General features: G+C 62.7%; 20 protein-coding genes. 8 read left to right on the plus strand and 12 right to left on the minus strand.

What is annotated here, in order from left to right; translation table 11 throughout:
• Window positions 1-219 precede the first annotated feature (219 nt).
• The 7 genes from K288_RS0134700 to K288_RS0134730 all read right to left on the minus strand — a co-directional run bounded on the left by K288_RS0134700 (window position 220) and on the right by K288_RS0134730 (window position 6,774).
• Entirely contained in the window at window positions 220-1,008 is a 789-nt protein-coding gene (locus K288_RS0134700) for a TonB family protein (RefSeq protein WP_027583682.1), read from the minus strand.
• A 12-nt stretch (window positions 1,009-1,020) separates the two neighbouring features.
• Entirely contained in the window at window positions 1,021-1,491 is a 471-nt protein-coding gene (gene exbD, locus K288_RS0134705) for a TonB system transport protein ExbD (RefSeq protein WP_027583683.1), read from the minus strand.
• A 3-nt stretch (window positions 1,492-1,494) separates the two neighbouring features.
• Entirely contained in the window at window positions 1,495-2,490 is a 996-nt protein-coding gene (gene exbB, locus K288_RS0134710; RefSeq protein ID WP_027583684.1) for a tonB-system energizer ExbB, read from the minus strand.
• Window positions 2,487-3,176, minus strand: coding sequence for a Fe2+-dependent dioxygenase (locus K288_RS0134715; protein WP_027583685.1), 690 nt, complete (start codon window positions 3,174-3,176; stop codon window positions 2,487-2,489). The genes exbB and K288_RS0134715 overlap by 4 nt, the downstream gene beginning before the upstream one ends.
• 11 nt (window positions 3,177-3,187) lie before the next feature.
• The gene (locus tag K288_RS0134720) at window positions 3,188-5,740 is read right to left on the minus strand and encodes a TonB-dependent receptor (RefSeq protein ID WP_027583686.1); all 2,553 of its coding nucleotides are present in this window, start codon (window positions 5,738-5,740) and stop codon (window positions 3,188-3,190) included.
• A gap of 236 nt (window positions 5,741-5,976) precedes the next feature.
• Window positions 5,977-6,213: a hypothetical protein gene (locus K288_RS0134725; RefSeq protein WP_027583687.1), complete on the minus strand. Its 237-nt coding sequence runs from the start codon at window positions 6,211-6,213 to the stop codon at window positions 5,977-5,979.
• A 102-nt stretch (window positions 6,214-6,315) separates the two neighbouring features.
• Window positions 6,316-6,774 (minus strand): MarR family transcriptional regulator, encoded by a 459-nt coding sequence (locus K288_RS0134730; RefSeq protein WP_027583688.1) that lies wholly within the window; start codon window positions 6,772-6,774, stop codon window positions 6,316-6,318.
• Between the two features lie 295 nt (window positions 6,775-7,069).
• On the opposite strand from K288_RS0134730, the gene K288_RS0134735 reads away from it, so the two are divergent.
• Together K288_RS0134735 and K288_RS0134740 are read left to right on the plus strand one after the other, a co-directional pair.
• Window positions 7,070-8,242: an efflux RND transporter periplasmic adaptor subunit gene (locus K288_RS0134735; protein ID WP_027583689.1), complete on the plus strand. Its 1,173-nt coding sequence runs from the start codon at window positions 7,070-7,072 to the stop codon at window positions 8,240-8,242.
• On the plus strand, window positions 8,239-11,382 hold the full coding sequence (locus K288_RS0134740; protein WP_027583690.1) for an efflux RND transporter permease subunit: 3,144 nt from the start codon (window positions 8,239-8,241) through the stop codon (window positions 11,380-11,382). The genes K288_RS0134735 and K288_RS0134740 overlap by 4 nt, the downstream gene beginning before the upstream one ends.
• Window positions 11,383-11,497: 115 nt before the next feature.
• Here K288_RS0134740 and K288_RS0134745 read toward each other — a convergent pair whose 3' ends face one another.
• The 5 genes from K288_RS0134745 to K288_RS0134765 all read right to left on the minus strand — a co-directional run bounded on the left by K288_RS0134745 (window position 11,498) and on the right by K288_RS0134765 (window position 16,265).
• Window positions 11,498-12,214 carry an ABC transporter ATP-binding protein gene (locus tag K288_RS0134745; RefSeq protein WP_027583691.1) on the minus strand — a complete coding sequence of 239 codons (717 nt, stop codon included), beginning with the start codon at window positions 12,212-12,214 and terminating at the stop codon, window positions 11,498-11,500.
• Window positions 12,211-12,978, minus strand: coding sequence for an ABC transporter ATP-binding protein (locus K288_RS0134750; protein ID WP_027583692.1), 768 nt, complete (start codon window positions 12,976-12,978; stop codon window positions 12,211-12,213). The genes K288_RS0134745 and K288_RS0134750 overlap by 4 nt, the downstream gene beginning before the upstream one ends.
• Window positions 12,968-13,963, minus strand: coding sequence for a branched-chain amino acid ABC transporter permease (locus tag K288_RS0134755; RefSeq protein WP_027583693.1), 996 nt, complete (start codon window positions 13,961-13,963; stop codon window positions 12,968-12,970). Before K288_RS0134755 ends, K288_RS0134750 begins: the two co-directional genes overlap by 11 nt.
• Window positions 13,963-14,826, minus strand: coding sequence for a branched-chain amino acid ABC transporter permease (locus K288_RS0134760; protein WP_027583694.1), 864 nt, complete (start codon window positions 14,824-14,826; stop codon window positions 13,963-13,965). The genes K288_RS0134755 and K288_RS0134760 overlap by 1 nt, the downstream gene beginning before the upstream one ends.
• 185 nt (window positions 14,827-15,011) lie before the next feature.
• Complete coding sequence (locus tag K288_RS0134765) at window positions 15,012-16,265, minus strand: ABC transporter substrate-binding protein (RefSeq protein ID WP_027583695.1); 1,254 nt, start codon at window positions 16,263-16,265, stop codon at window positions 15,012-15,014.
• A 646-nt stretch (window positions 16,266-16,911) separates the two neighbouring features.
• Between K288_RS0134765 and K288_RS0134775 the strand changes: the two genes are divergently transcribed.
• The 6 genes from K288_RS0134775 to K288_RS0134805 all read left to right on the plus strand — a co-directional run bounded on the left by K288_RS0134775 (window position 16,912) and on the right by K288_RS0134805 (window position 21,729).
• Window positions 16,912-18,138: a site-specific integrase gene (locus K288_RS0134775; RefSeq protein WP_027583696.1), complete on the plus strand. Its 1,227-nt coding sequence runs from the start codon at window positions 16,912-16,914 to the stop codon at window positions 18,136-18,138.
• Window positions 18,135-18,596: a hypothetical protein gene (locus K288_RS0134780; RefSeq protein ID WP_027583697.1), complete on the plus strand. Its 462-nt coding sequence runs from the start codon at window positions 18,135-18,137 to the stop codon at window positions 18,594-18,596. The genes K288_RS0134775 and K288_RS0134780 overlap by 4 nt, the downstream gene beginning before the upstream one ends.
• A 111-nt stretch (window positions 18,597-18,707) precedes the next feature.
• Window positions 18,708-18,953: a hypothetical protein gene (locus K288_RS0134785; RefSeq protein ID WP_027583698.1), complete on the plus strand. Its 246-nt coding sequence runs from the start codon at window positions 18,708-18,710 to the stop codon at window positions 18,951-18,953.
• 241 nt (window positions 18,954-19,194) lie between these two features.
• A complete protein-coding gene (locus K288_RS0134795; protein WP_152535806.1) occupies window positions 19,195-20,181 on the plus strand; it encodes a toprim domain-containing protein in 987 nt (328 codons plus the stop codon).
• Window positions 20,178-21,371, plus strand: coding sequence for an AAA family ATPase (locus K288_RS47395; protein ID WP_084799951.1), 1,194 nt, complete (start codon window positions 20,178-20,180; stop codon window positions 21,369-21,371). Before K288_RS0134795 ends, K288_RS47395 begins: the two co-directional genes overlap by 4 nt.
• A complete protein-coding gene (locus K288_RS0134805; protein WP_027583700.1) occupies window positions 21,364-21,729 on the plus strand; it encodes a hypothetical protein in 366 nt (121 codons plus the stop codon). The genes K288_RS47395 and K288_RS0134805 overlap by 8 nt, the downstream gene beginning before the upstream one ends.
• Window positions 21,730-22,239: the final 510 nt, after the last annotated feature.

The following is a 22,239-nucleotide window of genomic DNA, read 5'->3' on the forward strand; positions in this document are numbered from 1 at the left end:
CGGAGTTAAATCACTGATTTGCCCGACGGCGGAAGCGGAATGTTTTTCGCCGCAAGGCTGGACAGGGCAAATCACGTTGATCGGGTTGAAGAAATTCGCACGGATCGCACTCGTCATTCCGGGCGATGCGACAGCATCGAGCCCGGAATGACGGAGGAAGTGGTGGGCCTGCTTCGCTCTACCCACCCTAGGGCAAAATCCGCGTTTTGCCTCAATCCGTTACTTCGGCTTCTTGAAGTTCACGTCGAGACTGAAGGCGAACTGGTCTTCGATGAGTTCGGCCGGGGGTGCGGGGACCGGATCGGAGCGGCGGACCATTGAGATGGCCGCGTCGTCAAAGGCCGGATCGCCTGAGGATTCCGCGACGGCGACGTTGACGACGTTGCCGCGGCGGTTCAGCACGATGCTGACCTTCACGGTGGTCGCCTTGCTCTTGTTGTGCGGATAGCGCTTGTGCAGCTCGAAATAGGCGCTGATCTTGCGACCCCAGTCGGCGGTGAGCTTCTGCCTGTCCTTGCCGATGCCGCGATTGGGGGCCTTGGCCTGCTCGGCCTCCGGCGCGTTCTCCTCCAGCGTCTGCCGCGCGGTTGCTTCCTGGGCGGGCGCCTCTTCGGAGGCCTGGGTCTGGACGGCCTGGACCTTGGGATCGTCTTCCTGGGGCTTCTTCGAGTCGTTCTGCGTCACGATGCGGTCGGGGTCTTCGGACTCCTGCGGCACGTCCTTCGGAAGGTCGGTCTCCTTGACCTCGGCCTTCTGCTCGGAGAGTTGCGGAGAGGCCTGCGACGCATCGGCGTCGGGACCCGGGGGCAGATTCTCGTCCTCGACCTTGGGCGAGGCCATCTCCACCGCGAACTCGGCGGCATTCGCGCCCAGGCCGTCGCCAACGTCATCGCCGCGCAAATTCGCCAGCGCCAGCGCCGCGCCGCCAAGATGCAGCGCAAGCGCAGTCACTGCGGCGCCAATCCATAGCCGCCGGGAAGACCGTTGTTCGAGATCTAGATCAGACATCGCTGCCCGTCGTCAGTTTTTTGCCGGCTCAGCGGCTTGTGGTGCGGCAGGAGCGCCGGGAACGCCCTCGAGCGTCACCAGCTTAACCCTGTTGTACCCGCCCGAGCGCAGGATTTCCATCACCCCCATCAGCTCGCCATAGGGCACGGCGCGGTCGGCGCGCAGGAATACATACTTATCCTTGCTCATGTCGGCGAGCGTATCGAGCGAATGCACCAGCTCGGCGCGCTTGACCGAATTCTCGCCGATCGCAAGCGTGAGGTCCGACTTGATGCTGAGATAAGTCGGCTTGTCCGGCTTCTTCTGCGGCGTCGCGCTCGACGTCGGCAAATCGATCGGCAGGTCGACGGTGGAGAGCGGCGCAGCTACCATGAAGATGATGAGCAACACCAGCATGACATCGATAAACGGCGTGACATTGATCTCGTGCGATTCCGCGAAATCGTCGTCGTCGCCGTCATTGTCTGCGATCGAGACAGCCATCGCTTACTCCGCCGCCGCGCGCGAATGTGCGCCGCTGGACATACTGCCGTGGGTGCGGTCGAGGTCGCGCGACAACAGCCGCGCCGCTGCGCCCGAGGCGCGGCTGACCAGTTCGAGATAGCCTTTCGTCACCCGCGAAAAGTGATTGTAGATGATCACGGCCGGGATCGCCGCGACCAGGCCGATCGCGGTCGCGAGCAGCGCCTCGGCGATGCCGGGCGCGACCACCGCGAGGTTGGTGGTCTGCGATTTCGAGATGCCGATGAAGCTGTTCATGATGCCCCAGACGGTGCCGAACAGACCGACGAATGGCGAGGTCGCACCGATGGTCGCGAGCAAGCCCATGCCGATGCGGATACGGCGGCCTTCGGCACGCACGATCTCGGCAAAGCTCGACGCCGCACGCTCCTTGATGCCGGCATCGCTGGAGATGCCGGCCGACAGGCGCCCTTCCCGCATCGCCGCGGCGATCAGGGCCGATAGCACGCTGCCCTTGGCGCCGAGCGCGAACTGCGCTTCAGCGAGCGAGCGCACGTCGCTGATCTTGGCCAGAGCGCCGCGCAACTTGCGCTGCACGACGGCGAGCTCGATCATCTTGGCGATGAACACCGTCCAGGTCACCAGCGATGCAAAGGCGAGACCGATCATCACTGCCTTCACGACGATGTCGGCATTCCAGAACATCACCCAGGGCGACAGTTCCTTCAGCCCGGCGATGGTCGCCGATTTCTGCGTCTTGCCCTCGCCATCGGCAGGCGCCGCACTGACATCCTGAGTTCCCTGCGATGCGGCCGGCGCGGCCGCAGAGGGCGATTGCGCTGGCGTCGCCGCCTCTGCCGGCGGTTGCGGCGCGGCGGGCGCAGCCTGTTGCGCGACGGGCGCGGATGGAGCTGTTGCGGCGGGCGCCATCTGCTGCTGCGCCCATGACGGTGCCATCAGCGAGACCAGCGTCAGCATGGAGAGTGCTGCTAGTGTCGCGCGGGTAGTGAGGATGTTCATACTTCGGCCCAGTGGCGTATCAGGTTGTGATAGATGCCGGTCAATTTGACCGTTTCGGGGTCGTCTCGCCCAAGCCGCTCCACCAAGGCCTGGATAGCGGTGTCCAGATCGAAGATCAGACTGCGAGCGTGGGCATCCCGTACCATGCTCTGCAGCCAGAAGAAAGACGCAACCCGCGCGCCTCGCGTCACCGGCGTGACCAGATGCAAACTAGAAGCAGGATAAAGAACGAGGTCGCCGGCCGGCAGCTTTACTTCATGCGAGCCGTAGAGATCTTCGATGACGAGTTCGCCGCCATCATATTCATCAGGCTCCGATAAAAACAGCGTGACCGAAAGGTCGGTGCGGATCCGCAAGCCGGTGAGATGGTCTCCCCTCACCGCGTTGTCGACATGCAGGCCGAAATGGTGACCGTCGGCGGCGACGTAACGATTGAACAAAGGTGGAAAGATTCTAAGCGGGATCGCCGCCGAGATGAAGCGCGGACTGGCCGAAAGGGCCGACAGCAGGCGCTTGCCAAGCTGGCGTGCGACCTCGCTATCCGGCGGCAATTGCTCGTTGCGCTTCACCAGCGCCGATGCCGCACCTGCCGTCGAACGTCCATCCTCCCATGCGCTGGCATCCATGATGCGGCGGACGTCCGCCACATCGGCCTTGCTCAGAACATTCGGAACACAAATCAGCATGCTCTGCCGTTTCAGAACCGCGCCGAGACGACGAGATAGGCGGCGCGCCCCGGCGCCTCGAGCACGAACGGAGCCGGGCTCTGATACAGCGCATCGTAATAGAGCTTGTTGAAGATGTTGTTCACGAACAGCTTGACCCTCCAGTTCTGGTTGAGCTTCGCCTCCGCGAACGCATCGAAGCGCCAATAGCTCGGCAATTGCGTGCCCTGGTTCGCCGCGAGGAAGGTGCCGCCATAGATCTTGGAGCGGTAGACCGCCTGCCCGCCGATCTCCCACATGTCGGTGAGCTGATATTTCGTCAGCAGGCTGAACGACTGATGCGCGACGTTGGCGAGCGGCAGGCCGACATTGGTCCTGTAGAGGATCGTGTTCGCCGGCGGAACCAGCGATTTCGTCACCTCGGACTCCATCAGCACCAGTCCGCCGAAGATGCTCCATTTGTCCGTGATCTTGCCGCCGGCGCCGAGGTCGATGCCGCGGATGCGGTAGGCAGCACCGGCACTGATGCAGGGCACGGTCCCGGTCGTGTTCGCGGGATAGGGACAGGACGCGGTGGCGGTCGCCGGCGTGATGTTGACCGATTCACGCGCGTTGTCCTTTTCCGTCTGGAACAGCGCCGCCGTCACCAACAGATGGCGATCGAACAATTCCCATTTGGTGCCAACCTCGATCGCCCGGTTCTTCTCGGGACCGAAGATCTGATTGGTATTGCCGTTCAGCACCGGCGAGAGTCCGCCATAGGCCGTGCTGGTGCCGTCGAACTCCGCACCAACTGGATTGGAAGAAGTGGCATAGGCCGCATAGACGCTCGCGATCGGAAGCGGCTTGAGCACGATGCCCAGATTGAAGTTCGGCAGACCGAACTCGGCCGATTGCCTTCCGAACACGTTGGGAACGCCGCTGACGGTGCCGAAGCCGCTGGTGTTGATGTCGTAGCTGTCGTAGCGGATGCCGCCATTGAGGATGACGAGATCGTTGTAGTTGACGGTGTCGAGCAGATAACCGCTGGTGGTGTCGATCCCGATCTTGGTCGGGAGACCTGCAAGCGTCGGGGTCGGTCCAAACGGCAGGAACGTGTATTGCGGGTTGTACACGCTGACACCCGTGACCGAGCCCGTGCCGGAGAAAGGCGCGCCAATGGCTTCCGAACTCAGGCCGGTGTACTTGTCGATACTCGAGGTCTCCCGGGACACTTCGACCCCGGCGAGCGCCGTGTGGCGCCAACCGCCGGTGTCGAATTTGTAGGTAGCTTCGGTCTGGTTGGCCAGCGTATCGGTGGTCTGATAGCGGCTCTGCGGATTGGCTGACAACGTCGAGAAAATGAGCGGGTTCACGAGCACGGGCGCCTCGGGCAACGTGCCGATGTAGTTCAGCAGCGAATGCGAGGCCCTGGTCTTGTTGCTGAGCACGAGATCCGGCGTGATCTGCACCTCGGCATTGATGGTGCCGATATCCTGCTTCACCTGGGAGAAGTCGCGATCGGTGAAACCGTACCAATTGTTGCGGTTGACGCCGAAATCCGGGAACGGGCCACCCGCCTTGCTCGCCGTGCTCGGCCGGAAATAGGGCACGCCGAAATCAGGCAGGCCGTGAAGATCGGTGTGAATGTAGCCTGCGGTCACCTTCACCGCATCGATCGGCGTCCACTTCGCCGCGACGAACCCGCCGCCGCGGTCATCGGACACGTAATCGCGCCCGGCAACGCCGGCGTCCTGGAACAGGCCGCCCGCGCGCACGGCAAGCGTCGGGCTGATCACCTGGTTGACGTCGAGCGTGACGCGCTTGGTGCGGTCGGTGCCGAACGTCGTGTCCATGTTGTAGAAATTCCCCGCCATCGTCGCCTGCTTGGTGACGATGTTGATGGCGCCGCCGGTGGTGCCACGGCCGGCAAAGGATGAGCCCGGGCCGCGCAGGATCTCGACCTGCTCGGTGAAGAAGTTCTCGCGCACGCTGACGCCGGCATCGCGGACGCCATCGATGAATATGTCGTTGCGGGCATCAAAGCCGCGGATGAAGAAGCGGTCGCCAAAGGCGTTGCCGCCCTCGCCCGTGCCGAGCGTGACACCGGCCGTGCTCAGCACCGCCTGCCGCAATGTGGTGGCGTTCTTGTCTTCCAGCACTTGCCTGGACAGAACCGTGATCGTCTTCGGCGTGTTCAGGATCGGCTCGGGAAACTTTCCCGATTCCTGCACGCGATCGACCTTGTAGGGCGCGGCAGGATCCGCATAGGGATCGCGATCGGCGGGGAGCCCGCCAGCATTGGGATAAGGCACCGCTGCGACCTGCGTCTGTTGCGTGCGACGTGATGCACGCCGTAATGCGGTGCGGGCCCGGACTTGATCCGGAGTAGGCTTCGTGGTCGCCGGACGTGGCCGCGCCACCGGCGCATCCACGTTCACCGGCGGCAAGTTGGACTGTTGCGCCTCGGCGCCGGAAAACGATGCGACGGCGATCAGGCCCGCGACCGTCGACACCTTCTTGCCCGAATAGCCCTCGAACCGTTCGCCGACAGAGTCGATCGCTGTATCGAAACGTAGTGACCTCGGTGCCTTTGCGTTGCTCATCAGACGCCCCCGCGTTGAATTTTGATTTGCGCGCTTTGAGCGCGACGTTGTGTCTCAGGGCGGGTGGTATCGGCGACCAAATTTCGGGTCAACGCGAATACGTGGATCGTTCGTTTGAATCGATCCAGATCAGAACGCTTCTAATCTTGTTGTTTGAAATCGTTCTAATAACGATTCTAGAAAATGGGAAAAGCGCTGCGAAATCAATCACCGCACGGTTCGGTCACGAACGAAGCTTAATCGGCGCTCGGCGGCTTCATCAGCGAGAACAATTCGTCCACCGTCCGCAGCGCGACCTGGCGCACGCGGTCGATGTCCTCGCCGGCGATGTTGACTCCATTCACCACTGCTTTGATCTCGTCACGGAAATCGGTGAGGAAACGCAGCGGATCCTTCTGCTCATTGGCGACGCGCGCGATCAATCCCGTGATCAGGATCTGGCAGGCCATCATGCGTCCGTTCAACTCTTCCATCGCTCACCCCGATTTCGCTCGCGGGCCGCGATATGAACGACATCGATTCCGGATTCAACCGGTTCGAAGATGGGATGCATGGCGCAGCATCACGCGGCGCGACTATTTCACCGCAACGTCCGGGTCTTCGCCGACAGACTTGATGCGATCCTTGATGTCCTGGAGAGTCTGAAGGCTGGCTTCGATCCTCTGATCGGGAATGTCGTGCAGCACGTCGGTTGCGATCGCATCGCGCAGACTGTCGAGATCGTTGACGAGCTGGCGGCCGCGGTCGGTGAGGAACAGCCGGTTGGCCCGGCGGTCCTTCGGATCCGGCCGGCGTTCGAGCAGTCCGTGCTCGACCAGACGGTCGAGCAGCCGCACCAGCGAGATCGGCTGCAATTCGAGCACGTCGGCGAGATCGACCTGCGACAGCCCCTCCTGGTCCCGCAGCCGGAACAGCACGATCCATTGCGCGCGGGTGGTGCCGCGCGACTTCGCGCGATGGTCGATGTAGTTTCGCAACAGGCGCGAACTTTCGACAAGCTGCGAAACAAGCTGGCGTTTCAGATCGAGCGACATGTCGGTTTCAACCGCCGAATGAGGGGGCTCCAGGAACGCGGTCCGAGATCGTGATCCGATTGGACGGGATCTGGTCACGATCTCATCTCTTTGTCTGAGCATGATCGCGCCGCAACGCTTCGCATTTGCCGCGGGGGAAACCGGTTTCCGCTCTCCCGGATCATGCTTCTAAACCTTTCCAAATGTTTAGAATTCTCAAGTGTTAGTGTGTGTACACATTAAGTGCTCACGCATTATATGGTTTCCCCGGAACGGTTTTAAACACCTATAATTGTCTTCGAACCCATGAGCGTGCATGTCCAAGTCACGAACGATAGGTTGGGTGCTGCTGGTCGCCGCCATCGGCGCCGCGGGCTATTTCGGTTGGCAGCGCTATGGCGGGGAGCACGCCGCCCGTGGTGATGGGCAAAAGACTGCCGCCCCTGCCCGTCCGCCCGTCCCGGTTCGGATTGCACGCGTCGAAACGGCCGATTTCCCGGTCTATTTGACCGGTCTCGGCACCGTGCAGGGTTTCAACACCGTCCAGGTCCGCACCCGCGTCGATGGACAGATCATGAAGATTGCGTTCCAGGAAGGCCAGCTCGTCCACAAGGGCGACGTCCTGGTCGAGATCGATCCGCGGCCATATCAGGCCGCGCTTGACCAGGCCACGGCCAAGAAGCAGCAGGACGAGGCGAATCTCGCCAACGCCAAGCTCGATCTGCAGCGTTTCACCCGGCTCGGCGAGTTCGCTACCCGCCAGCAGACCGACACCCAGCGCTCCATGGTCGCGCAATTGACGGCGCAGATCGCCGCCGACGATGCCGCGATCACGAATGCGCAGACGCAGCTTGATTACGCGACCGTCAAGGCACCGATCACCGGGATCGCCGGCCTGCGCCAGGTCGATGTCGGCAACATCGTGAATGCCGCGACCCAGACCGGCATCGTCTCGATCGCCCAGATCGAGCCGATCGCGGTGATTTTCACCGCGCCGGAGGACCAATTGCCTGACATCAAGGCGGCGCTGGCGGCCTCCCCTCCCAAGACGATCGCCTACTCCACCGACGGCAAGCGCCTCCTGTCCACTGGCGTTCTCGCGCTGATCAACAACCAGGTGGATACGACCAGCGGAACTATCCGGCTGAAGGGGGTGTTCGAGAACAAGGACCACGCGCTGTGGCCGGGCCAATCGGTGTCGACGCGGCTCCTGGTGCGGACGCTGAAGGACGCGACCGTGGTTCCCGACGATGCCATCCAACATGGCACGGACGGGCTTTACGCGTATACTGTCAGCCAGGAGAACAAGGCCGAGCTGCACCAGATCAAGGTGAGCTACTCCATCGACGGCAAATCCGTGGTCGATGAGGGGTTATCGCCGGGCCAGCAGGTGATTACCTCAGGTCAGTATAAAGTTTCGCCCGGCGCGCTCGTGAGCACCGCGGTCGCGAGCTCGGATGCGACGCAATCCAAGGTGAAGCCGGAATGAGCTACGGCATTTCCGCTCCCTTCATCCGCTACCCCATCGGCACCTCGCTGCTGATGGCAGGCATTCTTTTTGTCGGCCTCGTGGCGTATCCGCTGCTGCCGGTCGCGCCGCTGCCCCAGGTCGACTTCCCGACCATCCAGATCACCGCGAATTTGCCGGGCGGCAGCCCGGAAACCATGGCGACCTCGGTGGCCCAGCCGCTGGAGCGCCAGTTCGCGCAGATTCCCGGCGTCGCCCAGATGACGTCGACGAGCTATCTCAGCACCGCATCGATCACCATCCAATTCGACCTCAATCGCAGCATCGACGGCGCCGCCAACGACGTGCAGGCCGCCATCAATGCCGCAAGCGGCCAATTGCCGAAGAACCTGCCGTCGCCGCCGACCTACCGCAAGGTCAACCCGGCGGACTCCCCGATCATGCTGCTGTCGGCGACCTCGGAGACGCTGCCGCTGACCGAGGTCAGCGATGCCGTCGACGCGCAGCTCGCGCAGCAGATCAGCCAGATCTCCGGCGTCGCCCAGGTCATCATCGGCGGCCAGCAGAAGCCGTCGGTACGGGTCCAGATCGATCCGGGCAAGCTGGTGGCGAAGGGCCTGTCGCTGGAAGACGTGCGCGCCGCCATCACCAGCGCCACGGTCGACAGTCCGAAGGGCAATATCGACGGCGATACCCGCGCCTATACGATCTACGCCAACGACCAGCTCCTGAAGGCGGCCCCCTGGAACGACGTCATCATCGCCTACCGCAATGGCGGCCCGTTGCGAATCCGCGATATCGGCCAGGCCGTCGCCGGTCCGGAAGACGCCAAGCAGGCGGCCTGGGCCAACGGCAAGCGCGGCGTATTCCTGGTCATCTTCAAACAACCCGGCGCCAACGTCATCGACACCGTCGACAAGATCAAGGCAACCTTGCCGCGGCTGGTCGCCGCGATCCCGCCGGCGATCAAGATCGACGTCATCAGCGATCGCACCACCACGATCCGCGCCGCGGTCGAAGACGTGCAATTCACGCTCCTGCTCACGATCGGGCTGGTCGTGATGGTGATTTTCGTGTTCCTGCGCAGCTTCTGGGCCACGGTCATCCCGACTGTGACGGTGCCGCTCGCCTTGCTTGGCGCCTGCGCATTGATGTGGGTGTTCGGCTACACGCTCGACAACCTGTCCCTGATGGCCCTGACCATCGCGGTGGGTTTCGTGGTCGACGACGCCATCGTGATGCTGGAGAACATCACGCGCTATATCGAGGAAGGCGAGAAGCCGATGGCGGCGGCCTTCAAGGGCGCGAGCGAGATCGGGTTCACGATCGTCTCGATCAGCATCTCGCTGGTCGCGGTGCTGATCCCGCTGCTCCTGATGGGCGGCATCATCGGGCGCCTGTTCCGCGAATTCGCGGTGGTGCTGGCGATGACGATCTTCGTCTCGATGTTCGTGTCGCTGACGCTGACCCCGATGATGGCCTCGCGCTTCCTGCGCGCCCATGGCGAGACCAAGCATGGCCGCTTCTACGCGATGAGCGAGCGCGGCTTCGATGCCATGCTGCGGGCCTATCAAAGCGTGCTCGACCTCGCATTGCGCTGGAAGTTCACGACGCTGATGATCTTCTTCGCGACGCTCGCCCTGTCGGTCTACCTGTTCGTGATCATCCCGAAGGGCTTCTTCCCGCAGCAGGACGTCGGCCTGATCACCGCGACGTCCGAAGCCAACCAGGACATCTCCTTCGTCGACATGAAGCGCAAGCAGGAAGCGCTCGGCAAGATCGTGCTCGCCGACCCTGACGTGGCGACGGTGGCCATGGCCGTCGGCGGCAGCGGCCGGTCGGGCAATAACGGCACCATGTACATCACGCTGAAGCCGCGCGACCAGCGTTCCGCCAATGCGCAGCAGATCATCGCACGCCTGCGGCCGAAGCTCGAGCGGGTCGAAGGCGCCAGATTGTTCATGCAGGCGGCGCAGGACGTCCGCCTCGGCGGCCGGCCGACGCGCACCCAGTTCGAATTCACGCTGCAGGATGCCAATCTCGCCGAACTGAACGAATGGGCGCCGAAGATCCTGGCGAAGATGCAGACCCTGCCCGAACTGCGCGACGTCGCGACCGACCAGCAGACCAATGGCACCACGCTCGAGCTGAAGATCAACCGCGACACCGCCTCGCGCTACGGCATCCAGCCGCAGCTGATCGACGACACGCTGTATGATGCGTTCGGCCAGCGCCAGGTGACGCAGTATTTCACCCAGCTCAACAGCTATCACGTGATCCTCGAAGTGTTGCCCGAGCTGCAGGCCGGCATCGACACGCTGAACAAGATTTATCTGAAGTCGCCGCTGACCGGCGAGCAGGTGCCGCTGTCCACCTTTGCGACCTGGACCAGCGTGCCGGTGCGGCCGCTCTCGATCAGCCACCAGGGTCAATTCCCGGCGATCACCATCAGCTTCAACCTGGCGCAGGGCGTGGCGCTGGGACAGGCGACCGAAGCGGTGCAGAAGGCAATGGTCGACTTGGGGGCGCCGCCGACGCTGAATTCGAGCTTCCAGGGCACCGCGCAAGCATTCCAGCAATCGCTGAGCACCGTGCCGCTATTGATCCTCGCCGCGCTCGTGGTCGTCTACCTGATCCTCGGCATCCTCTACGAGAGCTACATCCATCCGATCACCATCCTGTCGACGCTGCCGTCGGCCGGCGTCGGCGCGCTCGCGATCCTGATGGCGGCCGGATTCGACTTCAGCCTGATCGCGCTGATCGGCATCATCCTCTTGATCGGCATCGTCAAGAAGAACGGCATCATGATGGTCGACTTCGCGATCGCGGCCGAGCGCGACGATCACCTGGAGCCGGAGGCCGCGATCCGGCAGGCCGCCCTGCTCCGCTTCCGTCCGATCATGATGACGACAATGGCGGCACTGCTCGGCGGCGTGCCGCTGATGCTCGGCACCGGCACGGGATCGGAAATCCGCCAGCCGCTCGGCTACGCCATGGTCGGCGGCCTGATCGTGAGCCAGGCGCTGACGCTGTTCACGACGCCGGTGGTCTACCTCTATCTCGACAAGCTCTCCAATCTGTTCGCAGGCTGGAGCAGCTCGAGCGATGCTGAGGACGAGGAACATCCGGAAGAGCGTTCCGTCAAGGAAGCCGCGGAGTGAGAAGAGCGCGCCCGTAGCCCGTAGGATGGGTAGAGCGAAGCGAAACCCATCAATCGATTGCCGCGAAGAAGATGATGGGTTTCGCTTCGCTCTACCCATCCTACAGATCTACATATCACGCGCCGAGATAGGCCTTCTGCACCTGCGAGTCCTGCGCCAGCGACGCGGCCGTGCCTGACAGCACGCTCCTGCCCACCTGCAGCACGGTGGCGAAGTCGGAGACTTCCAGCGCGAGCTCGATCGATTGCTCCGCGAGCAGGATCGTGAGCCCTTCGCGATGCAGCCGGCCGAACGTCTCGTACATCGACTCCACCACGGCCGGCGCGAGGCCGAGCGACGGCTCATCCAGCATCAACAGCTTCGGGTCACTCATCAGGGCGCGGCCGACCGCCAGCATCTGCCGCTCGCCGCCGGACATGGTGCCGGCGCGCTGGCTGCGACGCTCCTTCAAGCGCGGGAAGATCTCGTAGACGCGCTCGAGCAACGTCCTGATGCGCGCCTTGTCCTGCAGCGGCGTGGCGCCAAGCAGAAGGTTGTTTTCGACGCTCTGCTGCACGAACAGCCGCCAACCTTCCGGCGACAAAGCGAGACCCTTGCGCACGATCGCGAACGCGCTCTGGCCCGCGATCTCCTCGCCATTGAAATGGATCCTGCCGGCATGCACCGGGATCAAACCCGCGATCGCGTTCAGCGTCGTGGTCTTGCCGCCGCCATTGGAACCGAGCAGCGCAACCACGCTGCCCACAGGCACTTCCAGCGAGACGTCGGAGACGCCGATCAGGTCGCCGTAACGGACTTCCAGATGTTCGAGCTTCAGGAGCGGCCCGGTCATGTCGCGGGCCCGCCCATCAACTCGATCGGGGTGTGACCGGCGGCGGCCTTGGCCGCACGGGTGCCGAGATAGGCCGCGATAACAGCCGGATTCGACGTCACCTCGCGCGGGCTGCCGCGCGCGATCTCCTTGCCCTGGTGAAACACCATCACCCGGCTCGCCAGCGACATGATCACTTCCATGATGTGCTCGACGATCACCAGCGTGATGCCGGAGCGATGGATCTCGCGCACCAGCTCGATCGCAAGCTGCACCTCGCGCTGCGTCAGCCCGGCCATCGCCTCGTCGAGCAGCAGCACCTTGGGCTCTGTCGCGAGCGCCCGCGCGATCTCGAGCCGCTTGCGGCCGGGCGTGCCGAGCGAGCGCGCCGGCGCATCCGCAAGCCGCATCATGCCGACCCGCTCCAGCACGGCGCGCGCCTTGGTCTCGGCTTCGGCGCGATGCGGCGTGCGCAGGAAGGCGCCGATCATCACGTTCTCCAGCACCGTCATGCCCTCGAAGGTCTGCGGCACCTGGAAGGTGCGCGCCAATCCGAGCCGTGCGCGTGCCTCCGGCGCCAGCCGGGTGATGTCGTGATCCTCGAACAGCACCTGGCCCGATGTCAGCGCGAGATCGCCGGTCAGGCAATTGAAGAAGGTGGATTTGCCGGCGCCGTTCGGGCCGATGAGACCGAGGATATCGCCCTGCCCCAGCGTCACGCTGGCCGCATCGACCGCCTTGAAGCTGCCGAAAGCCTTGGTCAGCCCGCGCGCCTCAAGAAGCATGGCTGGCCTCTTGCGCGATGCTTTCTTCCATCGGCTTGGCGCGGCGCTTCGCCCAGAGACGGTTGATCAGCGCCAGGATGCCGCCAGGCTGGAACCGCGCGATCAGCACGATGATGGCGCCATAGACGACGAAGGTCAGGCCGGCGCCCTTGCCGCCCAAAAGGCTGTTGGAGATTTCCTCGAGCGGCACCAGGATCGCGGCGCCGACGAATGGGCCGAACAGGAGGCCCGCACCGCCGAGCGCGGCCATGATCAGGATCTTCACCGAGATCAGGATGCCGAGACCGGACTCCGGATCGACGAAGCCGAACATCATCGCGTAGAGCGCGCCGGCGACACTGGTGAGCCCTGCGCTCAGCATGTAGGCGTAAAGCTTGATGCGGCTCGCGGGCGCGCCGAGCGAACGCGCCGCGCGCTCGGAATCCTTGATGGCGCGCAGATAGAACCCCATCCGGCTCTTCGTCATCCACCAGGTGATGCCGAGCGTGATGATCAGGATCACCAGGAACAGATAGTAGTACGGCAGCGCCGATATGAAGGAGAGATCGAAGACGTTGCGCGGCACGGTCGGGCCGCTGAGGCCGACGGCTGCGCCGAGATATTCGGTGTTGGTGACGATCAGCCGCGCCAGTTCGGCCACCGCGATCGTCGCCATGCTGAAATAATGTCCCGACAGGCGCAGCGTCGGCCTGCCGATCACGGCCGCGATCACGACGGCAAAGACGATGCCGGCGGGAATTCCGACCAGCGGCGATAGCGCGAAATGCGCATACGCGCCCATCGCGGCATAGGCACCGCAGCCGAAGAACACGACGTGGCCGACGGAAACCTGTCCAGCGTAGCCGCCGATGATGTTCCAGGCGGAGGCCGCGATCGCATAGAGCAGGACCAGCGCGCCGAGCCGTTGCTGGAACGGCGTCGTGAACACCAACGGATAAGCGATCACCAGCGCGAGCGCGATCAGGAGCCAGAGAGCGCGCCGCATCACGTCTTGCCCATCAGGCCCTGTGGCCTGAACCAGAGGAAGCCAAGGAACAGCGTGTAGACCACGATGTCCTTGTAAACAGCGCCGATCAGATAGCCCGACAGCGACTCGATCACCCCGATCAGGAGCCCCGCGACCAGCGCACCTGGCACACTGCCGAAGCCGCCAAGCGAGACCGTGACGAAGGCGACGATGCCGAGCGTCTCGCCGACCGTCGGCACGATGTAGAAGAAGGTCGCAATCAACGCGCCGGCAAGGCCGGTGGCGCCGGCCGCGATCGCCCAGGCGATCGCCTGCATGCTGTCGGGCCGGATGCCCATGAGCTGCGCGGCGGTCGCATCCTCGGCAACCGCCAGCATTCGCGAGCCGAGCGTGGTGCGCGTCAGCAACAGATGCAGCCCGAGCGTCACCAACAGCGCGACGACGCCGGCCAGCAGGCGCGAGGCCTGGAGGCGGATGCCGAAGATGTCGAAGGTGCCGCCGACGAGGTTTTCCGGCAGCGACAGGAAGTTGGCGCCGAACCACCAGAACACCGAATAGCGGAGCAATAGCGCGAGCCCGAAGGTGCCGAGGATCTGCGCCAGCATCGGCCCCTTCATGATGTCGCGGATCAGGGCGAAATAGACGATGACGCCAAGGGTCGCGAGCAACAGCGTCGCAAGCGGGGCGCCGATGAGCGGCCCGCCGCCTAGCAGCGTGTAGACGACGAACGCGACATACATGCCGAGCATGACGAAATCGCCATGGGCAAAGTTGACCACGTTCATCATGCCCCAGACCAGCGTGAGGCCGGAGGAGAACAGCGCGTAGACAGCCCCGAGCAGGAGGCCGCCGACGATCACCTGAACAAGCGTGAAGGTCATGACTTAACGCGTGATGTCTTGTCGTTGGATCATTGGGCTGTGGGCTCCACGGACCACCTCTCCCATCGGGAGAGGTCGACGCGAAGCGTCGGGTGAGGGGATCAGGTCCATCGATAGAGCGTAACCCCTCACCCGATTTGCTTGCGCAAATCGACCTCTCCCGATGGGAGAGGTGAAGAAATCCATCACCAGCCCTTGTAGGGCATGATCGGCGTCTTCTCGGCGCTCGCCTTCGGCCAGACCGAGAGGTAGTTCTCGCCGTCCTGCAACTGGATGATCAGGCCGGACGCCAGTATGTTCTGGCCCTTGTCGTCGAACTTGACGCCCTTGTAGCCCATCATGATCTGGTCGGGCTTGAGGTCGGTCGCCTTCAGCGCGGCCTGGATCTTGGCCGGCTCCGTCGAGCCGGCGCGGTCGATCGCCTCGCACAGCACGAACAACGCCTGCATCTGGCGCGCGACGGTATCGTCCATGTCATCGCCGCTCTTGTCCTTGTACATCTTGGCGATGATCGCGGTCGGCGAGCCGGCGGGACCGACGCTGAAGGACGAGCGGTTGAAAGTGCCTTGCGAGATCTTGCCGACCGCCTTGATGAAGGACGGGTCGGAATAGCCGGCATCGTCGGCGAGCAGCATCGGCGGCTTGTAATCGAGCGCCTGCATCGTCTTGGCGAGCAGGATCGCATCCGACGTGTAGGAGATCACGATGACGACGTCGGGCTTCTTCTCCTTGAGCTGCAGCACCTGGCTCTGCACGTCGGTCGCGTTGGTGGCATAGGCGACGTCGAGTGCGATCGCGATGCCCTTTTCCTTGAACGCTGTCGTGATGGTGTTGGCGACGGAGGCGCCATATTCGGTGTTGTCGTGGAGGATCGCGATATTGTCGGTCTTGGCGCCGGCGGCCTTCATGTCGTTGAGGAAGTCGTAATAGACCCGCGCGAAATCGGTCGCGATCGGCGTGACGCGGAAGAACCATTTGAAGCCGCGCTCGGTGAGGTTCGGCGCCACCGACTCGCCGTTGACAAAGGGGATGTTGTATTTCTCGGCGATCGCGCTCGCGGTCAGCGTGATGCCCGACTGATAGGCGCCGGTCAGCGCCGCCACCTTCTCTTCCGTGATCAGCCGCAGCGCCTGGTTTTGCCCGGTCGCGGGGCTGCCCTGGTTATCGGCGTAGACGATCTCGACCTTGGCCCCGCCGAGGCCTGCGAGACCGCCATTCTTGGCGAGCGGGAAGTCGCCGAGCTCGGGATGGGGGTTGTTGATGATGTCGAGCGCGACATCGAACGCCTGCTTGACGTGAACGCCGATGCTCGCGGCATTGCCGCTCATCGGGAAGATCCCGCCGATCTTGACGGTCTTGCTTTGGGCCGCAGCGTTGCCCGCCAGGGCGACCGACATGACGGCAGCCGAAAACAGCCCGATGACATGTGAAAATCTCATCTTCGAACGTCTCCAATATCCCTTGCCCGGTGCCGGGCTTTTTATGCATGGGAAGGCCAAGAGCCGTCGCAGCCCCCACTCCCCCAATTTTCTTGGCACACCAGCATCGCATGGCACCCTGACCTCGGCAAGCCGAGCCGGACGCGAGCGCGCATACGCATCACGCAAATGATCGCGCTGGATGCTGCTTCAACGCTAGGCAATCGCGCCCTGCACGTGCGGCGTGCGCATTCGAGTGTGAGGTGGCGCGTCACTGCAGGTGTTGACGCGTGACGGAGCTGCCCTTCACGTCTGCATAAGGCTGACAGCGATGGTCACGGCTGTCGCGCATCCTGCGAGCAATCCGGCGCACATCGAAACCAGCGGCTGCGGCGATGCCCTACCCGATGGTCCATCGCCCGCGGTGAAAAGCCGGTTTCAGATCAAACTGTTGTGGGGTTAGCCTAATCTGGCTGGGGAACCTGGATTCGAACCAAGACAAACAGAGTCAGAGGATGTTTTCATACATTGATTTCATTGAAGAATTTGGTTTCATGTCGCGTTTATGTCGCATGCATCATTGGCGGAGGTACTAGTAATAGCGGTAGATACTGTTGACAAACGGATAGAAATGCAACATGATGGGCGCGAATCAAGGAGCGCCAGCATGTCAGTGCGAAAGCGAAAATGGGCCACCGCGAGCGGCGAAGCGCGCGAGGCATGGATCGTCGACTACAGCGACCACGAGGGCGATCGCTGCATCAAGACGTTTGCCAAGAAGCGGGACGCCGACGCCTTCGCGGCGATCGCTACGGTCGAGATCTCGCAGGGCATCCACACTCCGGCAAGCAAGACCATTACGGTGGCCGAGGCCGGCGAGGATTGGATCAAAACCGCCGAGGCCAACCACCTCGAACGCACGACCATAGACGAATACCGCCGGCACCTCGACTTGCACATCGTGCCGCGACTGGGGCGCACCAAACTGGCAGACCTGAGTGTTCCTATGGTCCGCGCCTTTGAAGACGCGCTGCTGGCAGATAAGCGCTCGCAATCTCTGGTTCGCAAAATCAGGGTCAGCCTTGGCTCGATCATCGCCGACGCCCAGGAACGCGGCCATGTCTCCCGCAATGTCGTGCGCGAGCTGCGGTCTCGGCGCAAGCGGGGCAAGGAGAAGCGTGCCGAACGCCGTCAGAAGGGCAAACTCCGGGTCGGCGCCGACATTCCAGCGCCGACCGAGATCCGGGCGCTGATCGAGGCCACCGAGGAGGGCCAGTTTCAAGCCCTGTTTCTCGTCGGCATATTCGTCGGCTTGCGCGCGAGCGAACTGCGCGGGCTACGGTGGGAGGACGTCGACCTGAAAAAGCGCGAGCTCCATGTCGTGCAGCGCGCCAACATCCACGGCGACATCGGCTCGCCGAAGTCAGAAGCCGGGCACCGCACTGTGCCGATCACCCCGAAGCTTGCCGCCGTACTGACGAAATGGAAGCTCGCGAGCAAAAAGAGCGATCTGGGCGTGGTGTTCTCGACCCGGACCGGTGCCGTGCTTGATCACGCGAACCTGATGCAGCGCTCGTGGTGGCCGCTGCAACTCAAGGCCGGTGTCACCAAGCCGGTGTTGGACGAGAGCGGCAGGCCGAAGTGCGACGAAGATGGCCGGCCGATGGTGCAGGCCAAGTACAGCGGCTTGCACTGCTGGCGGCATTTCTTCGCGTCCTGGTGCATTAACCGCGTCGCCGACGGCGGGCTCGAATTGCCGGCCAAGGTGGTGCAGGCTCGGCTCGGGCACTCCTCGATCACCGTGACGATGGATACTTACGGCCATCTGTTCCCGGGCGGCGATGACAGCGAGAGGCTCGCAGATGCCGAAGGCAAATTGTGGGGACAGGGATGACGAAGCAGGACCTGTCCAGCTTGCCGGTTGCCGTGCAATTTATAACCGATACCGGCGAGGCATCGCTCAAAACGCATGGGCCCCATGGGCTCCCTGACCGGGAGGCCCTGCAATGGGCTGTGCTGCGGCTGCCCTCTGCTGCGGCAGAGGTGGCTGCGGCGACGACCAACGAGGAACGCGAGCGGGCGCTGGCGAAGGCATTGCTCTACGCATTCGCGATAGGTTCGTATGGCACGCGGTCGGATAACACCAAGTATGTAAGCACCGCCGGCGGCCGCACCGGAAAGGGAAAGCGTATAGCCGAGCGCAACCGCATCGCCGACAGCATCTTGCAGGCATCGCCGAACACGCCTGTGAAGCAATTGCAGCCAGAAATCGCCGCAGAGTTCAAGCGCCTTGGGCTAGGCGCGGCGAGTAAGACCTATCTCTACGAACGCCGGGGAAGTTTCCGTCTCTGACAGAGGCGGAATCTGAGTTGTTTTCTCCGTAGCAAATCTGACTATTGAAGAGACCGGCGAAACAAGCCGGAGCACTTCCGTTCTCCGGCAACCACAGACCGGAGAATTAGAATGCCAACCATCAAATTACACAATCGGGAATACGACCTGCACGCGCCCGTGCGTGGCGCGGAGGTGATCGGCGCGATTCGCGGCACCTGTGCACGCGAGACGTACCACGCCGCCGAGGCCGGCAAATTCAAGTTTCGGAAAGACGGAAAAATGCTCGTCAGCACGCCGTATGAGATCCTGTTGCCGCTTCTCGGCGACGAGGGAATTCAGCGCCTGATCGTAGCTGCCGGCAGGAGCGCGGCGTGAGCGCGATCGAGAAGCCGACAGACATCTCCGCGCAGTACGCGCCGTCTGGCCGCGGCGACCTCGACGACGACATTCCGTTCTGATCGATCCGAGCGGAGACAGCAGAGTGCAGTACAGCACCCATTAACGCGGGTTCGGGCCGCCAGTCAAAGCAAAACCGCCAGCGCGAACTGGCGGTTCTGGGCAGCAAATCAATTCCGGTACGATCGTTTGTACACAAATGACCTGAGTTGTCAAGTGTTTGCTGCCTCCAATCTATTTTGGAGGGCACAAAGTGCTCACGTTACGAACAATCGCAACCGCGCTCGGCGGTGAAATTTCTGGGCGCCAGGTGGTGGCACCTGGGCCAGGACACACGTCGCAGGACCGCTCACTATCGGTCACCATATCCAACGCTGCGCCGGACGGATTCCTATGTCACAGCCACGCCAACGACGACTGGCGCGCTTGCCGCGACTATGTGCGACACAAGCTAGGCCTGCCTGATTGGGAGCCGGGGGACGAACAGCGGCGCACGATCCCGCCTGCGTTCGCGGGAAAATGGGATTTAGCAGCAGTCGATAAAGAGGCTGACGAAATGAGGCGTACCGAGGAAGACCTGGAGCGGATCAAGCGAGCGCAACGCCTATGGAACGAAGGCGTCGACCCGCGCGGCACGGCGGCCGAGCAATACCTACACTCGCGAGCGCTGACGCTGCACGATGACCTCGCGGGATCCGTTCTGCGCTTCCACCCGCGGACACCATGGCGGAACGAGGACACCGGCAACACCGATCGCATTCCGTGCCTGATCGCGGCATTCCGATCGATCGACGACGACATCATCACCGCGGTGCATCGCATCCGGGTCGATATGCCCGGGCGATGGCCAAAGACTAAGCGGCGCATGCTCGGCGTTGTCCATCGCAGCGCCGTTAAGCTAGCTCCAGCGGGCGAAAAGCTAATGATAGCCGAGGGGTTGGAGACGGCAATGACACCGCGCGAGGCCGGCATGGGTTTCCCCTGCTGGGCGGTCGGCAGTGTCGGCGCCGTTTCATTCTTCCCGGTGCTGCCCCACGTCAAGAAACTCGTGATCGCAGTCGAGGCGGGCGAAGCCAGCACACGTTGCACCAAGCTATGCCGCCGCCGTTGGCACAGCGCAGGACGCACAACCTCAACACTCCGCTCAACCATCGGAAGCGATCTCAATGACGCGCTGATGACCCGTAAATTGGAAGCGGCGCAATGAAAGAATACATCGTGGAAGACGACGCCAGAGACACGCCGTCGATCGTGCCGGATGCGCCCCAGCCGATCAATGCAACACCGTGGGTATGGCGCGACCCCGCAACGATCCCGCCGCGCGAACTGCTCTACAGCAGGCACTACATACGCAAGTTTGTCTCGGCTGGCTTTGGCGCACCGGGCGGCGGCAAGTCATCAAGGCGCATGGTCGAAACTCTGGCGATGACCAGTTGCCGCGCTCTGCTCGGTATAGAACCGGTCAAAAAGCTCAGGGTCTGGTACTGGAACGGCGAGGACCCATCGGAGGAAACGGACCGCAGATTCGCGGCTGCATGCCTCCACTACGGAATCAAGCCAGATGAAATAGATGGCTACCTGTTCGCAGATAGCGGCAGGTCGACGCCGATCGTCATTGCCCAGCAGGCCAAGACGGGAACCATGATCGCCACCCCGGTTGTGGACGAGCTCAAGAAGGCCATCAGAGACCGCGGCATAGATGTCATGATCTTGGATCCATTCGTGTCGTGCCATCGTGTCGCAGAAAACGATAATCCCGCCATCGATGCCGTAGTCAAGAAGCTCGCCGAGATCGCGGACGAAACCGGCTGTAGCATCAACCTGGAGCACCATATCCGCAAAACCAACGGGAACGAGGCCACGGTCGATGACGGCCGTGGCGCCAGCTCACTAGTGGGTGCCGCCCGAAGCATTGAGGTTTTGAACAAGATGACGCCGGCCGAAGCCGAAAAACTCGGCATAGACCATCACTGGCGCTATTTCTCCGTCGATGACGGCAAGGCCAACATGTCACCACTGGGCGAGCGCAAATGGTTCAAGCTCGCATCCGTAAGCTTAGGCAACCGCACCGACCTTTATCCGGAAGGCGATAGCGTCGGAGTAGTGACCACATGGAAACCGCCCAACCATCTCGACGGGGTGACCGGGGCAGACTTCGACAACGCCGCGAGGGAAATCCGACCCGGGAACTGGAAAGAGAACATCCAGGCCAAGGACTGGGTCGGGAAACCGATCGCCAAAGCGCTGAAACTGAACCTAACCGTCAAGGCGGATAAGGCCAAGGTCCGGGGACTGATCGACGCATGGGTTAAAGCCGGCAGCCTAGTCGTTGTAGAGGAGAAGGACCCGGAGCGCCGCGAAAGGAAGAAGTTCGTCAGGGTGACGGCCGATGAGTGATTTTGCACCGCTGCTCAACTTCGTCGAAAGCATCAAGGCCACCAGCCTGCCCAACCTGATAAACCGCCCAGCCTCGACGGGTTTGCACTGCCCAGCCCTACCCCACACCCCTTATGGGGTGGTGGTGGGGCAGGGACTGGGACGGCGAAAGTGCCCAACCTGCCCAACCTTGCCCAACCACGAGGTTGTGCAGTGGGGCACGGGCGAAGAGACCCACTCCTCGTCACGGCTTCGTGGTCGCGGCACCAGCAAGAAGCTGAACAGCACCCTCGAGGCGAAAGGCTTCCCAAGGCATCGGACCAGGGCCGCGAAGGGCCTGCTCGGGCTGCGGGTGTTGCTCAGCTATGAGCAGAATTGAGCCGGGTGACCGAAATGACCGTTCCCCTGTTAATGGACGTCAGACGCGCGCACCCATGACGTCGGAAAACGGAGGCTCGGTCACTTCGGTCACCGCTGGATTGGAGAGGGGAAGCTGGGACGCTCCTCACGCCCCCGTGAAGACGACATATTTTCTCCCGCGTCGCCACCTCGATTTTTCGACACTGCCCCGCCACGCCACACCAACAACACGCCTTCGTGATCGCGGAACATCTCCACGTCCCCCCGCGGTTCCGTGCTTGCGGCCCTCGCCGGCATTGAAGGACGGTCGTCATGTAACGACGGCTTGCTGAATGCGACATGGACGCGACATGAACTAGTAATATCCTGTAATTACTGGGAAAATATCGTGACAAACGGATATAAAATCTCATTGTCAGCACCTACGTCTTACGGCATATTTCATGTGCGGAATGCGACGCGGTTGGGTGATTCGCGCCGCGGTGGATTTCCGCAGGTAATGAGAGAGGGTCGAGCCCGGTGAGCAAGC

This window comes from Bradyrhizobium sp. Ai1a-2 (genome assembly GCF_000426245.1).
Taxonomy (GTDB): domain Bacteria; phylum Pseudomonadota; class Alphaproteobacteria; order Rhizobiales; family Xanthobacteraceae; genus Bradyrhizobium.

Coding starts and splice junctions, on each gene's coding strand:
- K288_RS0134765 (WP_027583695.1), bottom strand. CDS start 16,265: ATGAGATTTTCACATGTCATCGGGCTGTTTTCGGCTGCCGTCATGTCG.
- K288_RS0134750 (WP_027583692.1), bottom strand. CDS start 12,978: ATGCTTCTTGAGGCGCGCGGGCTGACCAAGGCTTTCGGCAGCTTCAAG.
- K288_RS0134785 (WP_027583698.1), top strand. CDS start 18,708: ATGCCAACCATCAAATTACACAATCGGGAATACGACCTGCACGCGCCC.
- K288_RS0134735 (WP_027583689.1), top strand. CDS start 7,070: ATGTCCAAGTCACGAACGATAGGTTGGGTGCTGCTGGTCGCCGCCATC.
- K288_RS0134725 (WP_027583687.1), bottom strand. CDS start 6,213: ATGGAAGAGTTGAACGGACGCATGATGGCCTGCCAGATCCTGATCACG.
- K288_RS0134720 (WP_027583686.1), bottom strand. CDS start 5,740: ATGAGCAACGCAAAGGCACCGAGGTCACTACGTTTCGATACAGCGATC.
- K288_RS0134700 (WP_027583682.1), bottom strand. CDS start 1,008: ATGTCTGATCTAGATCTCGAACAACGGTCTTCCCGGCGGCTATGGATT.
- K288_RS0134755 (WP_027583693.1), bottom strand. CDS start 13,963: ATGCGGCGCGCTCTCTGGCTCCTGATCGCGCTCGCGCTGGTGATCGCT.
- K288_RS0134715 (WP_027583685.1), bottom strand. CDS start 3,176: ATGCTGATTTGTGTTCCGAATGTTCTGAGCAAGGCCGATGTGGCGGAC.
- K288_RS0134745 (WP_027583691.1), bottom strand. CDS start 12,214: ATGACCGGGCCGCTCCTGAAGCTCGAACATCTGGAAGTCCGTTACGGC.
- K288_RS0134760 (WP_027583694.1), bottom strand. CDS start 14,826: ATGACCTTCACGCTTGTTCAGGTGATCGTCGGCGGCCTCCTGCTCGGG.
- K288_RS0134730 (WP_027583688.1), bottom strand. CDS start 6,774: ATGTCGCTCGATCTGAAACGCCAGCTTGTTTCGCAGCTTGTCGAAAGT.
- K288_RS0134780 (WP_027583697.1), top strand. CDS start 18,135: ATGACGAAGCAGGACCTGTCCAGCTTGCCGGTTGCCGTGCAATTTATA.
- exbD (WP_027583683.1), bottom strand. CDS start 1,491: ATGGCTGTCTCGATCGCAGACAATGACGGCGACGACGACGATTTCGCG.
- K288_RS0134740 (WP_027583690.1), top strand. CDS start 8,239: ATGAGCTACGGCATTTCCGCTCCCTTCATCCGCTACCCCATCGGCACC.
- K288_RS0134775 (WP_027583696.1), top strand. CDS start 16,912: ATGTCAGTGCGAAAGCGAAAATGGGCCACCGCGAGCGGCGAAGCGCGC.
- K288_RS0134805 (WP_027583700.1), top strand. CDS start 21,364: ATGAGTGATTTTGCACCGCTGCTCAACTTCGTCGAAAGCATCAAGGCC.
- K288_RS47395 (WP_084799951.1), top strand. CDS start 20,178: ATGAAAGAATACATCGTGGAAGACGACGCCAGAGACACGCCGTCGATC.
- exbB (WP_027583684.1), bottom strand. CDS start 2,490: ATGAACATCCTCACTACCCGCGCGACACTAGCAGCACTCTCCATGCTG.